Genomic DNA, 14,050 nt, shown 5'->3' on the forward strand with positions numbered 1-14,050 from the left:
CGTCGTGGATCTCCGTGAGTTGCGCGGGCACGCGCCGGAGCTGCTGTTCACCCCACGGGAGCCGGTGCGCTGGCTGGCGCCGACGGAACTGGCGCGTACGGCGGTCAAGGTCGGGCTGGCCGCCGTGTTCGCCGACTACGCGGACAAGCGCGAGATGCAGGGCGCGCTCCCGGCCGGGCTCCTGCACGCGCCGCTGGCGCGTCCCGACGCCGAGGAGGTCTGGATCGACTTCGCCGCCGACCTCGGCGACGGATTCGAGGCGACGTCCTCGGTGGCGAACGCGCTGGCGGCCGACCGGCTCACCGTCGCCGAGGGCGTGTCGTGCCCGCGGGGCTCGCTGCTCGTCCTCGGCGGCGACCAGGTGTATCCGGTGGCGTCGACGACCGCGTACGAGGACCGGATGAAGGGGCCCTACCGCGCCGCGCTCCCGTCGGCGCCGGACCGTCCGCTCATGGTGGTGCTGCCGGGCAACCACGACTGGTACGACGGACTCACCGCGTTCCTGAGGATGTTCGCCCAGGGAAGGCCCATCGGCGGCTGGGAGACCCGGCAGACCCGGAGCTACTTCGCGGTGCGGCTGCCGCACCGCTGGTGGCTCGTCGGTCTGGACAGCCAGCTCGGCTCCTACGTCGACGATCCGCAGCGGCGCTACTTCGAGACCTATCTCTCACCGCGGCTGCTGCCGGGCGACAGCGTGATCGTCTGTTCCGCCGCGCCCACCTGGGTCAGGAGCCACGAGGAGCGCGACGCCTTCAACACCCTCCACTGGTTCGACCGGAAGATCATCCGGACGCGGCCCGACCCCGAGACCGGGCTGCCCGAGGAGACGGGCGCGTCGATCCGGCTCTGGCTGACCGGCGACAAGCACCACTACGCCCGCTACGCGGAACGGCTCCCCGAGGATCCGTCCGGCTCCGGCGAGGCACTGCCTCCGGACCCCCGGCGGCGCCAGCTGGTGACGTGCGGACTGGGCGGCGCGTTCCTGGCCGCCACGCACAGGCTCCCGAAGACGCTGCCGCTGCCGCCGGCCACCTCGCGGATGCGGGACAGGGACGACCCGCCGCCGGTGTTCGAGCTCGCCCCGGACACGTACCCCGACGCCAAGAGGTCCCGCGCGCTCTCCGGCGCCGTCGCCAGGCCGTGGTCGCCGCACTGGCTCCCCCGGCGCAACCCCGGCTTCGCCGTGCTGGCCGGGGTGGTGCAGCTGCTGCTCGTCCTGCTGGCGAGCGGTGCGTTCGCGCTGGCCAAGGGCGGGCACCATCCGCTCGACACCGTGCGGAGAGCGGGCATCGACGACGTCCTCGGGCTGCTCGGCATGAGCGCCGTCCTCTTCGTCCTGCCGTTCGTGATCGGCGGCGGAAGGCGACTGGTGCGCGCGGGGCAGCCCAGGCGGCGGTCCGCCCTCGTCGCCGCGTTCCTCCAGCTGGCGGTCGGCGTGGGGGTCCTCGCCGCCGTCGTCGCCGTGGCCAGTGCCCTGCCCCAGTCCTGGCACGGGTTCTGGGCGCTGCTGATCGCGCTCGCCGTCGCCGCGGTGACGGGCGCCTTCTTCGGCTCCCTGGTCTTCGCCCTGTGGGTGCGGTGGACCGACCAGGGCCTTGTCGCCGAATGGCAGATGTCCGGGCAGTCGATCGACGACAGCACGGGATTCGTCCGGATGCACATCGCCCCGGACGGCTCGCTCACCCTCTACGCCCTGGCGCTCGATGCCACCTGCCGGGACTGGGACGTCAGGGAGGTCCCGGACGAGCCGACCGCGTGGCACCGGCCGGTGCCCATGACGTCGCCGACCGTACGGCTCGTCGAGGAGCCCGTGGTGATCGCGCCGCACGGGGCGCCGACGGTTCCGGACGATCCGCCCGGTCCCCCCGGTCCTCCCACCGGATGACAGCGGCGCCGCGTGTCCGGGCGTCGCGGCGGTCACCACGTGTGCAGGGACAAGCACGGGAATCCGGATCCGGGAGCGGCGGCGGAGGGGCAGTCGGCTCGGCACGGGTGGCACGTCGGGGCGGGCCTTGGGACTATTTTCCCGGAGGTCAGCCATGGCTCCTGACGTGCACCAGTCCCCACCGGACGGCTCCCCGGACGGCTCCCCGGGCCGTGAGGAGGCCGAGAGCGCCGAGCCGGCGGCCGCCTCCGGGAAGCGCCGCTGGTCGCCCCGGCTCACGCTCCCCGGCTGCTGGGGGGCGCTTCTCTTCGCCTGCCTCTCCTTCACCCCGTCCCTGCTGCCTCGCGGCGGGGTGCTCCAGGGGCTGATCTGCGGTATCACCGCGGCCATCGGCTACGGGATCGGCCTGATCGCGGCCTACGTGTGGCGTGCGTTCGCCGACCGGGAGGCGCGAGCCGCGTCGCGCCGGTCATGGCGTGTGCTCCTCGTCTGCACGATCGTGCTGTTCGGCCTGGCCTTCGGGTTCGGCCAGTACTGGCAGCACGAGATCCGCCGGCTCATGGGGGTCACCGACTACAACGTCCTCACCACCATCGCCTGCCCCTTCGTGGCCGCGCTCGTCTTCTGGCTCCTGCTCCTCGCGGGCCGGGGACTGCGGCGCCTGTACCGGTGGCTCGCCCGTCACCTCCGGCGCTGGATCGGCCCGCGCGCGGCCGCGGTGGTCGGCTGGGTCGTGGTGGCCGCCCTGGCGTGGTCCGTCATCAGCGGCGTCCTGCTGGCCGGCTTCGTGAACGCGACCAACGAGGCGTTCTCACTGCGTGACACGGAGACGCCGGAAGGCGTGCACCAGCCCTCCTCCGCCCTGCGCTCCGGCGGGCCCGGCTCGCTGGTGCCGTGGGACACGCTCGGCTACCAGGGCCGGGCCTTCACCGGCACCGGCCCGACGGCCACGGAGATCGGCGCCTTCACCCACCGCCCCGCGCAGGAGCCCGTACGGGCGTACGCCGGACTCGCGACCGCCGACGACACGGAGGCCCGCGCCGAGCGGGCCGTCGCGGACCTCCGGCGGGCCGGGGGCTTCGAGCGCGCGAACCTGCTCGTCATGACGACCACGGGCAGCGGCTGGGTCGACCCCGCCGCCGTGGACTCGTTCGAGTACCTCGGCGACGGCGACGTCGCCACCGTGGCGCTGCAGTACTCGTACCTTCCGTCGTGGCTCTCCTACCTGGTGGACCAGTCCAAGGCGCGCGAGGCCGGACGGGAGCTCTTCGACGCGGTCTACGACGTCTGGTCCAAGCTGCCCCAGGACCAGCGCCCGCGTCTGTTCGTCGCCGGCGAGAGCCTGGGGTCGTTCGGCGGCGAGACGGCCTTCAGCGGCGAGTACGACCTGCGCAACCGCACCGCCGGCACCCTGTTCGCCGGTCCGCCGAACTTCAACACCCTGTTCCGCGAGTTCAGCGACCACCGGGACCCGGGAAGCCCCGAGATCGAGCCCGTCTACCAGCAGGGGCGGACCGTACGGTTCACCGACGACCCGACGACCGGGATCACCCCGGAGGGCGCGCCGTGGGACGGCACGCGGGTGCTGTACCTCATGCACCCGTCCGACCCGATCGTCTGGTGGAGCCCGTCGCTGGCTCTCTCCGAGCCCGACTGGATCGGCGAGGCGCCCGGCGGCGACGTGCTGGAGGGGATGTTCTGGATCCCCTTCGTGACCTTCTGGCAGGTCACTGCGGACCTGCCGTTCTCCACGGGTGTGCCGGACGGCCACGGCCACACGTACAAGGCCGCGTACGTCGACGGCTGGAACGCCGTCATGCGGACCTCGGGCTTCACGCCGCAGGACCTGGACCGGCTGCGGGACATCATCCAGCCGCCGGAGAAGTGAAGCCCCTCGGGCTCAGCGCAGCAGGAAGCCGGTGAGGTAGCCGAAGGCGTTGACCGCCCAGTGCAGCCCCATGGGGGCCAGCAGGCTGCCGCTGCGGCGTCGCAGTTCGCAGAAGAGGACGCCCGAGGCGGCCGTGAACAGCACGGCGCCCGCGACCGCGAGGACGGAGCCGAGCGCGGAGTCTCCCAGGACCGAGGTCAGCGCGGGTTTCGCGGTCGCCAGGTGCAGGGACGGCAGTACGTGCCACAGTCCGAACAGCACGCTCGACACGGCGGTCGCCCAGACGGGCCCACGGGCCCGGCGCACCAGCCCGTAGAGCACCCCCCGGAAGGCGATCTCCTCCACCAGGACGGTACCAACGGGGACCACCACGAGGACGCGCGCCGCCAGCTCGCTCCCCGTCATCCCGTCGTACCGCCGGTCCTCGAACAGCGAGCGGGTGTCCGGCAGCAGCGCGCCGGCGGCGTAGACGAGTCCGACGAGGCCGATCAGGACAAGCCCCCACCGCGCGCCGCGGGCCAGTGTCCCGCGTCCCAGCCCCGCGTCCGCCAGGGTGCCCCCCGCCCAGCGGAGCACACCGAGCAGCAGGGCGCTGACCGCGACGGCCGCCATCAGGCGGAGGGGGCCGGTCCAGCGGTGCAGCAGCAGATTCGCCGCGGCGAGAACGACGACCGAGAGAACGACGGCCTGCCCCGTGCCGATCGGCCCGCGCCGCCGGCTGTGCTCCCGTGCCTCCCCGCCAGGGTGCCTTCGCACCGTGGGCGGCTCGGCATCGTCCGGATCGCGGCAGGGCACTGGAGTGGTTCCGTCCTTGGCCTTTGCACCAGCGGGTCGTCTCGCCCCTCCACAGATCCACGTTACCGACGGCCCGCCCCGGGCGCCCGGCCGGCGGCGCCGCCCGGGAGCGCCCGTCCGGGGCGACGCGGGCCCTCGCCTTCACCTGTCGTGCCGGAGTGAGTCCCTGATGCCTTCGGCCCGGTGTCGAGCGCTCGTCACCTTCTGACGGATCCTGGCTCGCACCTGGTCCGTCTTGCCTTCGGCCTCAAGGCGCTCGTGGCCGGTGATCTTTCCGGCGATCTCCTTGAACCTGCCCTTGGCCTTGTCCATGGCGCCACTCATGCCCGTGGTCCCTCCGTCGGATCGGTTCCCACCTTCCACGCTAGGTTTGGGCGCCCCGAGGCGCTCGTCGGCGCCGAGCCTCCGCCGCCGCCGGCGGGAGTTTGTCCGTGAACTCTCCCGGAATTGTCCGTGATCGGTAACGGACGCATCCTCCGGCTGCCGAGCGTCGTCCTGACACGTGGTCGCATCGCGATCAGGGCCGGTGGGGAAGCGCGGAAGAGTGGGGGCGGACATGGCACGGCACGGTGGCGGGCGGAGCTGGTACGGCAAGCTGGTCGGGGCGGCTCTGGGGGTGACGGTGCTGGCCGCCGGTGCCTCGGTGTGGACGGCGCAGGCCGGTCCCACGAGCGACGCGCCGCCGAAGGCGAGCAAGCCGGCCGCGCCGCGCAGTGTCGTCAAGCCGGTCTCGGTGACCATCGCGCACGCCTCGGAGGCCGGCGCGCGGGGCGTCAACCTGACCATCGACGACGGCCCCGACCCCGTGTGGACGCCTCAGGTACTCGACGTCCTCCGGGAGTACGGGGTGAAGGCCACGTTCTGCATGGTGGGGACGCAGGCGCAGGCCCACCCCGACCTCGTCAAGAAGGTCGTCGCGGCCGGACACCGGCTGTGCAACCACTCCGTCTCGCACGACACCGCCATGGACAAGGCCTCCGAGGCCTACCAGAAGCAGCAGATCCTCGACGCCGAACGCATGATCACCAAGGCGTCCGGAGGAGTACGCCCCGTCTACTACCGGGCACCCGGCGGAGCGTTCACCCCCTACAGCCGCAGCGTCGCCGCCTCGCGCGGCATGCGCCCGCTCGGCTGGAACGTCGACACCAAGGACTTCGAACGCCCCGGCGCCGGCGCCATCGTCGCCACGGTCGAACGCGAGCTCCCCAACGGGCCGACACTCCTCTTCCACGACGCCGGCGGTGACCGCTCCCAGACCGTCGAGGCCCTCCGCCGGCTCCTGCCCCTGCTCAAGGAGCAGGGCCGCACCTACGGCTACCCCGTCCGCTGAACCCCCTGCGGCCTCAGCCGACGGTGTCGAGGAGCAGCCTCGCCGCCCGCATCGCCCCGTCGGTGCGGACCGTGCCGGCCACGGTCTTCGCGCGGCCGCCGGTCTCCGGGTCCAGGGCGGTCGCGAGCGCGGTCGACAGGGACTCGGCGGTGGGAACCGGGCCGTCGTGGGCCACGCCGATGCCCAGCTCGGCCACCCGGGCGGCCCAGTACGGCTGGTCCGCCAGTTGGGGCACCACCACCTGCGGAGCGCCGGCCCCCGCGGCCGTCGTCGTCGTACCCGCACCGCCGTGGTGCACGACGGCGGCCACGCGTCCGAACAACTTCTGATGGTTGACCTCGCCGACGGCGAAGCAGTCGTCCCGGTCGTCGATGAGGCCCAGTTCCGCCCAGCCGCGCCCGACGAGCACCCGGCGGCCCTTCGAGCGGACCGCCTCGATGGCCGCCCGGGCCGTTTCCTCACCCGCGCGCACGGCCATACTGCCGAACCCCACGTACACGGGCGGCGCGCCGGCCTCCAGGAAGGCCACCAGATCCGCCGGGAGCGGCCGCTCGTCGGGCAGCACCCACGCGCCGGTCTGGACGACGTCGAGGTCCGGCGTCTCCCGCCACGGGTCGAGGACGGGGTCCGTCGCCAGCCACGGCCGGTCGCCGAAGGCGTAGTCGCGGACGCTGTCCACCGGGGGCAGGCCGATCGACGCCCGGCTGGTGTTCAGCGCCTCGGCGAACAGCGCGTCGATGCTCTCGGCGTCCAGCTCCCACAGTGCCCGGTTGTCGGTCACCTCCGGCGGGAAGGGCCGCCCGGGGTATGCCATCGGCGGGCGGTGCGGCGAAGGCAGGGTCAGCTGCTGGAAGATCGCGGACACGTAGCCGATGCCCAGCTTCTCGGCCACCGACCGCGCACCGGCGATGGCCGGCATCGCGCCCGTCGCCACCAGTACGTCGCACCCCTCTGCCGCGGCCGGCATCACCTGGAACTGGCCGGCGATCAGTTCCGCGGCGCGCTGCGGCAGATTGTGCCTCGACGGCGGCGGAGCCCCGGTCGTCAGCGCGCGTGCCGACTGCCCGACACCCACCACGGACACGCCGGCCCCGGCCAGCCGCTCCGCGAAGTCCTCGTCCGGCGGCGCGCACACCCGCACCTCGGCGCCGAGTTCCCGCAACCGCACCGCGAGCCCCACCAGCGGTTCGACGTCCCCGCGCGACCCGTACGTCGACAACAGCACACGCATGTCGCACATCTCCTGTCTCTGTGACTTCTCTGACTTCTGTACTTCTGTGGCTTCTACGGATCAGGTCGTGGGCACGTCGAGCTGGAACTCCCGCGTGCGCCGGTAGGAGCGGAACCCCAGGCGGTGGTTGACCGCCAGCATGTGGACGTTGTCGTCGGCGTTGTCCGTCTCGACCTCGACGACGCCGGGGTGCTCGGCGCGCAGCCGGCGCACCATGGCCGCCTTGACCCACAGCCCGAGGCCGTGGCCGCGGTGCGCGGGCACGACTGCCGTGTCGTACTGCTGTGCCCGGGGCGCGGTGCCCCGGGGGATCAGGATCTCGGTGTAGCCGGCCACGGCGCCGTCGTCGTGGACCGCTGCGACGGTCAGCAGGGTGTCCCCGCGGCCGGCGACCACCTGGCCCATGGCGCGGACGCGGTCGGCGTCCCAGGCCACACTGCCGTAGTCCAGGTCTCCGACGGGCATGTCGTTCATCGCGTTCTTGGCCGCGGCGAAGACGCCGGCGAGGTCGTCGGGGACCGTTCCGGTCCAGCCGGTCAGTCGGTAGCCGGGGTGCTCGGCAGCGGCTGTCCGCAGGAGGTCGGACCCGTTCAGCTCGCCGAGGCGCAGGATGAGGTGGTCCAGGGTGAGTGCCCGCCGGAAGCCGTGGCGTTCGCTGAACGCCTCGCCGGGGCTGTCGGCCGGGGCTTCGGCGATCAGGCTGCGCCGGTTCTCGGTGCGGCAGGCCGCCACGACCGCCGACAGGAGGAGGGATCCGGTTCCCCGGCGGCGGTGTGCGGGGTCGACGTGGAGTTCCAGTTCGGCGAGGTGCTCCTGGCCCGGGGAGGTGAACACCCGCAGGCCGGCGACTCCGACCGGGGCGCCGTCCGCACCGGTGGCCAGCCAGGTCAGCCGGTGGCTGCCCAGGGCGGGCTTGGTGAGCTGGGCGTGGATCTGTCCGGGGTCGGGGGTCGGTACTCCGGGCAGGTCGTGGGCCGTCGAGGCCACGAGGACCCGGTGCCAGGCGGCGGCCTCGGCGGCCGAGACGCTCCGGAGCGGATGGACGTGTACGGATGTGGGCAAGGTGATGGCCTTCGTGGTCGAGTCGGTCGGACTTCGTTCGTGCTTCGTTCGTACTTCGGTCGTACTTCGGGCCAGCGTGAGGGCGTGCTCCCGTCGGCCGGGGCTCCGGGACGAGGGGGCGCGCGCTTTCAGTCGGTGTGGCGCACGAGCGGCCAGTCGATGTCGACACGGGCTGCCGTGGCAAGGTAGTTGGTGAACACGTTGAGCGCGACATGGGCGACGACCTCGACGATCTGCCCGTCGGACAGACCGGCGCGCCGGGCGGCGGCCAGCTGCTCGTCGGTGACCGTTCCGCGGTCACCGACCACCACGGCGGCCAGGTCCAGGACGGCGGCCGCCCATGGGTCGTCGGACCGGCCCCGGCGCGCGCGCGTGGCCTCGGCCGCGGTCAGCCCGGCCGTCTTCGTCCCGCGGAACGCGTGGACGGACAGGCAGTAGTCGGACCCGTTCTCCTGCGCCACCAGCAACGCGATGCTCTCCCGCACCTCCGCAGACAGGGTTCCCTCGGCGCTCAGGGTGGTGACGACGCCCAGGTACCCCTTCAGTACGGCCGGGCTGTTGGCCATCACCCTGGCCAGGTTGGGGACGACTCCCAGGGCCTGGTGCGTGGCGGTGAAGAGCGCTGCGGCTTCATCGGTGGTGGTCTCCGGTTCGACGGCGTGGAGGGGCATGCCGGTAACCCTGCCGGTTGATCTTGATACATTCCCGATGCTTCTTCGATGCACGCACTGGTGACCCCTGGAGTGACGGCATGCGGTTCACGATCCTCGGCCCGGTGGAGGCCGTGGCTCCCGGCTCGGACGTGCCCGGTCTGGCACCCCGCCATCGCGCCGTGCTCGCCTATCTGTTGCTGCACGCCGGGATCACGATCAGCACGGATCGCCTGATCGACGCGATGTGGGGGCCGCTGCCGCCGGATTCCGCCCGGGCGCAGATCCAGACCACGATCGCCGCGGTCCGACGGATGCTGCGCGCTTCGGACGCCGACGGGATGCTGGCCACACGGCCGGCCGGGTACGTGATCACGCCCGGGCCGGGACAACTCGATCTGGACGAGTTCACCAGCCTGATGGCCAAGGCGCCGGCCGGCTCCGACGACCCCGGGGGCACCGCGGAGCAGATACGTGCCGCGCTGGCGCTGTGGCGGGGAGAGCCGCTGGCCGGCATCACCGCCCCCTACGTCGAGAGCGCCAGAGCACGTCTGAACGGGCAGCTGCTGACCGCCGTCGAGCGTCTGGCCGAGCTGGAACTGGCCCGGGGGCGGCACGACGACCTCATCGAGGAGCTGTCCGTCCACGCGGCGGCGAACCCCCTGCGGGAACGGCTCTGCTGCCAGCTGATGCTCGCCCTGCACCGCGCGGGACGCCAGACCGACGCGCTGGAGGTGGCACGTACCTTCCGGGCGACCCTGGCCGAAGAGCAGGGCCTTGACCCCGGCCATGCGTTCGGCAAGCTCGAACAGGACATCCTGCGGGACGCTCCCGATCTGCGGCCGCCGGCCACCGCGCCGTCGAAGCCGCAGGCGATCAGCTTCCTGCCCTACGACGTCCCGGACTTCACCGGACGCGAAGGCGAGCTCGACGGGCTGATCCGTCTGTGGTCGGGCAGCAACGGCGGCGTCGTGACGATCTCGGCGATCGACGGGATGGCCGGTGTCGGCAAGACGACGCTCGCGGTCCACGCGGGGCACCGCCTCGCGGAGCACTTCCCGGACGGACAGCTCTTCGTCGACCTGCAGGCACACACCGCCGGCCAGTCGCCGCTCGACGCGGGTGCCGCGCTCGAAATCCTTCTGGGCCAACTCGGCGTACCCGCCCAGCAGATACCCGCGTCGGTCGCGGATCGCGCCGCGCTGTGGCGGTCCGAGCTCTCGGGCCGTCGCGTGCTGGCCGTACTGGACAACGCCCTCGGCACCGACCAGGTGCGCCCGTTGCTGCCCGGCGGCTCCCGCGCCCTCGTCCTGGTCACCAGCCGTCGCCGGCTGACCGACCTGGACGGGGCACAGGCCCTGTCCTTGGACGTGCTGCCCGCCGCGGACGCCGTGGAGTTGTTCACGGCGATCGTCGGCGAGCGGGCGTCCGCCGAGCCCCTGGCCGTCCTCGACGTCCTGCAGTTGTGCGGATTCCTGCCGCTGGCCGTCCGTATCGCCGCCGCCCGCCTGCACCACCGGCCCCGCTGGACCGTCGCGTACCTGGCCGACCGGCTCCGCGACCAGCGCCGCAGACTCTCCGAGCTGGCCACCTCGGAGCGAGGGGTGGCAGCGGCGTTCACACTGTCCTACGAACAGCTGACTCCGGATCAGCAGCGCATGTTCCGGCTCCTGGGGCTCCAGCCGGGCCGCGACATCGGCCCCGAGGCGGCGTCCGCGCTCGCCGCCCTCCCGCTCGACCAGGCCGAGACGCTCCTGGAAGACCTCCTGGACGCGCACGTCCTGACCCAGCATCAGCTCGGCCGCTACACCTTCCACGACCTGCTGCGCGAGCACGCCCTCGCCACCGCGGCCGCCCAGGAGGCCCCCGACGCCCGTCGCGAGGCCCTCGGCCGGCTGTTCCACCACTATCTCCACACCGCGAGCGCGGCCGTCGACCACCTCTACCCCGAGGGCAGGAACCGCAGGCCGCGCATCCCCGCGCCGGACACCCCGGCTCCGGCCCCGCCCCCGCAGGACGAGGCCGAGGCCATCGCCTGGCTGGACGGCGAGCGCGCGAACCTCATGGCGTCCGGGCAGTACGCGGCCCAGCACGACTGGCGCCCGCACACCGGCCAACTGGCCGCCACCCTGCACCGCTACCTGCTGGGCCACGCCCACCAGGCCGACGCGATGGCCCTCCACGGCCTGGCACTCCAAGCCGGCCGCCGAAGCGGCGACAGGGCAGCCGAGGCACGCACGCTCCTCGATCTCGGTGAGGTGCACTTCTGGTGGCACGGCGCCTACGAGCAGGCGGCCGAGCACTACCGGCAGGCCCTGGACCTCGCGCGCGGGATCGACGACCGGGGAGCCGAGGCCCGCGCACTGCAGAACCTCGGGACCCTCACCACGCGGCGGCGGGAGTACGACCAGGCCCACGACCACTGCGCGCAGGCTCTCGTGCTCTTCCGCGAGCTCGGCGACCGCGGCGGCGAAGCCAGATGCCTGACCGACCTCGGCATCGTCCACGAACGCCGAGGACGGTACGAGGACGCCCACGAGCATCACCGGCAGGCGCTGCACGTGTACCGAGAGACGGGATCCCGCATCGGCGAGACCATCGTGCTGAACAACATCGGGCTGCTGTTCCAACGACAGGGCCGCCACGACGAGGCCCGGCGGCAGCACCTCGACGCCCTGGAGCTGAGCCGCCGCTTCGACTTCCCCGGGGACGAGGCCGAGTCGCTCAACGCCCTCGCGGAGGCCGCCCGGTCCCTGGGCGACCTCGACCGGGCGGTGACCGAACACGACGCCGCGCTGACCCTCGCGCGCGAGGTCGGCTACCGCCCCGAGCAGGCCCGCGCCCATCACGGCCTGGCACACCTCCACCGCGACCTCGGCCGCACCGATCTCGCCCACGACCACGCCCGGCAGGCCCTCGACCTCTACACCGCCCTCGCCGTCCCCGAGGCCGACGAGATCCGCACCTTCCTCACCGGGCTGCCGCCGACCGCCTGAGCAAGCACATCATTCCGACGGAGGAAGGGGTCAGGACGACGTCCCGACCCCGCTACGGGCCAGCGCGAACACCCCGAAAACGATCAGTGCGACGCCGGCCGCCTGGGGCAGCAGCCACCAGCCCGTCCGTACGTGCTCCTCGTACAGCAGGACGCCCAGGCTCAGGCTCACGGTGGCGTCGCCGAGGGTCAGGGCGGGCTGCGAGGCGACGAGCGGACCGCCCTGCATGGCGTGTTCGAGCAGCAGGACGGCCGCGATGCCCGCCGCGCAGAAGGCGTAGGTCTGCCAGGCCGTCAGGAAGGCGCCGATGCCGCCGTCGGCGAGAAGGTGCATGGACGTCTTCATGAGGGCGGCGGTGAGCGCGTAACAGATCGCCGTCGCGGCGCCGAGACAGCCGGCCCTCGCGCGGCCCGGCGGTCTGCGCAGACCGGTGGCGGCGAGCGCCACCACGACGGCAGCACAGACCACCAGCGCGGGAACCCAGCGGTCCAGTTCCACATGGGTGCGGTTGCCGGTGGGCGAGGCGGCCACGAGCGCCACCCCGAGTCCGGCCACGACCGCCGCCACGGCCGCCCAGAGCCGGGCGGGCAGCCGTTCGCGCGTCAGGAGGGAGGCGATCAGCAGGGCGAGGGGCAGTTCGAGGACGAACAGGGGCTGCACGAGGGCCAGCGGCCCGGTCGCGAGGGCCGCCGCCTGCCCGACGCCGGCGGCGATGACGGCGAGGATGCCGGCCAGCCACAGGGGGCGGTGCAGCAGGTCGAGGATCAGTCCGGGCCGGAAGGAGTCGGACTGCGGGACGGTGAGCGCGGCACGCCGCTGGAGCACCGTGGCCAGCGCGTTGCTCAGCGCGGCGAACAGCGAGAAGAGGACCGGCAGGACGACGCCCATGGGTCGATCCTGACCGGGACGTCGGCGGCCCGTGGGGACGACACCGGGGGCGCCCGTACGGAGGACCCGGTCGGGTCAATGCCGTAGCGGGTGAACCCGAGTCCGCACGTCACCTGACGTGAACCACTCCCTGCCCCGTTCAGGCGATCGCCGTACCCGAGAGCACCCCTGCCACCCCCACCGCCACCACGTCGGCCCTCGGCCCGGCCGAGGCCCAGGACACGGCCACGGGCGCGACCGTCGAGCCCAAGCGGACGGCGGCCGCGGCACGGAGTCGCTCGGCATCGGCCGGGCGGGCAGGCTGCCCGAGCCGGAACCGGTCACATGTGCGGCATCCCGTAGTACTTGGCGAACTGCTCCAGATAGGTGGGGTCCCGGGGCTGCTTGTCCCGCTCGAAATCGGGGGCGTCCTTGATCTGGTCCTTCGTGCGGTCGACGTAGACCGTTTCGTCGTCACGGTCGACGCGCTGGATGACGCTGGCGGGCAGCAGTACGTGCCGGCCGAAGATCCACACGCCGATGTCGACGACGATGTAACCCCGCCCGGCCTCGTCCGTGTGCTCGTCGACCTTGCCGATGCTTCCGTCGGTTGCCTCGACCTTGAACCCGATCAGGTCGTTTCCCGTCTCGTAGCCGGAGTCGGCGCGGTAGCCCCAGGACTCTTCGTTCGTCATGCTCGCTCTCCTCGCTCGCCCCCACTCGTTCCACCCTGCCCCGCACGGCCGGCCACCGCATGCGCGGCGCTCCGAGGACTCCCCTGTCCAGCCGACGTGAAACGCGGCACGTGGCTGACGACGTGGTGGCACCCCCTGGGCCGGTCGGCCTGTCAGGGGGCCGTCCCGCCCGCGTTGAGGATCAGCTGACGGAGCACCTTCAGCGCGACGACGTAGTCCGCGTCGTCGATGCCCTCGTGGAGCGCAGCCCGGATCGCGGGCGCATCGCGCGCGAGATCCACCCGGGCCCGCTCCCCCTCCTCCGTGAGCCACAGCCGGTCCTCGGCATCCCGCCTCAGCCAGCCGCGCTCCTCAAGGGCAGCCGACTCTGCCGCCAGGTCGTCCTCGGGCCTGATGTACAGCTTCATCGCCTCCCGCAACTCGGTCAGGGTCATCCCTTCGCCATCGGGCGAGATGTCGTTCACCGACAGGTTGCGCAGCAGCCAGAACTGCGGCTGGGTGTAGCCCTTCTCGACCTGCCGGGCCCGGGTGAAGGCGATCAGCGCCTCGTAGGCGACACCGGTCCAGTACGCGGCGGGCTGTCCGGCGAGTTCCGCATCGGACATCTGCTGGGTCGTCATGGAATCCGTTCCTCCTGCTGCTTCGTCCGTG

The 14,050-nt window shown here is 72.7% G+C and carries 12 protein-coding genes; 4 read left to right on the top strand and 8 right to left on the bottom strand.

Annotated features, from left to right (window positions below):
* Window positions 1–4: 4 nt before the first annotated feature.
* Complete coding sequence (locus DEJ46_RS03850) at window positions 5–1,885, top strand: hypothetical protein (protein WP_150264167.1); 1,881 nt, start codon at window positions 5–7, stop codon at window positions 1,883–1,885.
* A gap of 154 nt (window positions 1,886–2,039) precedes the next feature.
* On the top strand, window positions 2,040–3,773 hold the full coding sequence (locus tag DEJ46_RS03855) for an alpha/beta hydrolase (RefSeq protein ID WP_150264168.1): 1,734 nt from the start codon (window positions 2,040–2,042) through the stop codon (window positions 3,771–3,773).
* 12 nt (window positions 3,774–3,785) lie between these two features.
* Here DEJ46_RS03855 and DEJ46_RS03860 read toward each other — a convergent pair whose 3' ends face one another.
* The gene (locus DEJ46_RS03860; RefSeq protein WP_150264169.1) at window positions 3,786–4,529 is read right to left on the bottom strand and encodes a CPBP family intramembrane glutamic endopeptidase; all 744 of its coding nucleotides are present in this window, start codon (window positions 4,527–4,529) and stop codon (window positions 3,786–3,788) included.
* A 180-nt stretch (window positions 4,530–4,709) separates the two neighbouring features.
* Entirely contained in the window at window positions 4,710–4,892 is a 183-nt protein-coding gene (locus tag DEJ46_RS03865) for a CsbD family protein (protein ID WP_150264170.1), read from the bottom strand.
* A gap of 232 nt (window positions 4,893–5,124) precedes the next feature.
* On the opposite strand from DEJ46_RS03865, the gene DEJ46_RS03870 reads away from it, so the two are divergent.
* Window positions 5,125–5,898: a polysaccharide deacetylase family protein gene (locus DEJ46_RS03870; RefSeq protein ID WP_150264171.1), complete on the top strand. Its 774-nt coding sequence runs from the start codon at window positions 5,125–5,127 to the stop codon at window positions 5,896–5,898.
* 13 nt (window positions 5,899–5,911) lie between these two features.
* On the opposite strand, the gene DEJ46_RS03875 is transcribed toward DEJ46_RS03870, so the two are convergent.
* The 3 genes from DEJ46_RS03875 to DEJ46_RS03885 all read right to left on the bottom strand — a co-directional run bounded on the left by DEJ46_RS03875 (window position 5,912) and on the right by DEJ46_RS03885 (window position 8,862).
* Window positions 5,912–7,129 carry a glycosyltransferase gene (locus DEJ46_RS03875; protein WP_150264172.1) on the bottom strand — a complete coding sequence of 406 codons (1,218 nt, stop codon included), beginning with the start codon at window positions 7,127–7,129 and terminating at the stop codon, window positions 5,912–5,914.
* 60 nt (window positions 7,130–7,189) lie between these two features.
* Entirely contained in the window at window positions 7,190–8,191 is a 1,002-nt protein-coding gene (locus DEJ46_RS03880) for a GNAT family N-acetyltransferase (protein WP_150264173.1), read from the bottom strand.
* 128 nt (window positions 8,192–8,319) lie between these two features.
* Window positions 8,320–8,862, bottom strand: coding sequence for a carboxymuconolactone decarboxylase family protein (locus DEJ46_RS03885; RefSeq protein ID WP_150264174.1), 543 nt, complete (start codon window positions 8,860–8,862; stop codon window positions 8,320–8,322).
* An 80-nt stretch (window positions 8,863–8,942) separates the two neighbouring features.
* Between DEJ46_RS03885 and DEJ46_RS03890 the strand changes: the two genes are divergently transcribed.
* Entirely contained in the window at window positions 8,943–11,837 is a 2,895-nt protein-coding gene (locus DEJ46_RS03890; RefSeq protein ID WP_150264175.1) for an AfsR/SARP family transcriptional regulator, read from the top strand.
* A gap of 30 nt (window positions 11,838–11,867) precedes the next feature.
* Here DEJ46_RS03890 and DEJ46_RS03895 read toward each other — a convergent pair whose 3' ends face one another.
* The 3 genes from DEJ46_RS03895 to DEJ46_RS03905 form a co-directional block, all read right to left on the bottom strand.
* Window positions 11,868–12,725, bottom strand: coding sequence for a DMT family transporter (locus tag DEJ46_RS03895; protein ID WP_150264176.1), 858 nt, complete (start codon window positions 12,723–12,725; stop codon window positions 11,868–11,870).
* Window positions 12,726–13,045: 320 nt separating this feature from the next.
* Window positions 13,046–13,399 carry a PRC-barrel domain-containing protein gene (locus DEJ46_RS03900; RefSeq protein ID WP_150264177.1) on the bottom strand — a complete coding sequence of 118 codons (354 nt, stop codon included), beginning with the start codon at window positions 13,397–13,399 and terminating at the stop codon, window positions 13,046–13,048.
* A gap of 152 nt (window positions 13,400–13,551) precedes the next feature.
* The gene (locus tag DEJ46_RS03905) at window positions 13,552–14,019 is read right to left on the bottom strand and encodes a MarR family transcriptional regulator (protein WP_150264178.1); all 468 of its coding nucleotides are present in this window, start codon (window positions 14,017–14,019) and stop codon (window positions 13,552–13,554) included.
* Window positions 14,020–14,050: the final 31 nt, after the last annotated feature.

The sequence above is a fragment of the Streptomyces venezuelae genome (assembly GCF_008642375.1).
In the GTDB taxonomy this organism is placed as follows: domain Bacteria; phylum Actinomycetota; class Actinomycetes; order Streptomycetales; family Streptomycetaceae; genus Streptomyces; species Streptomyces venezuelae_G.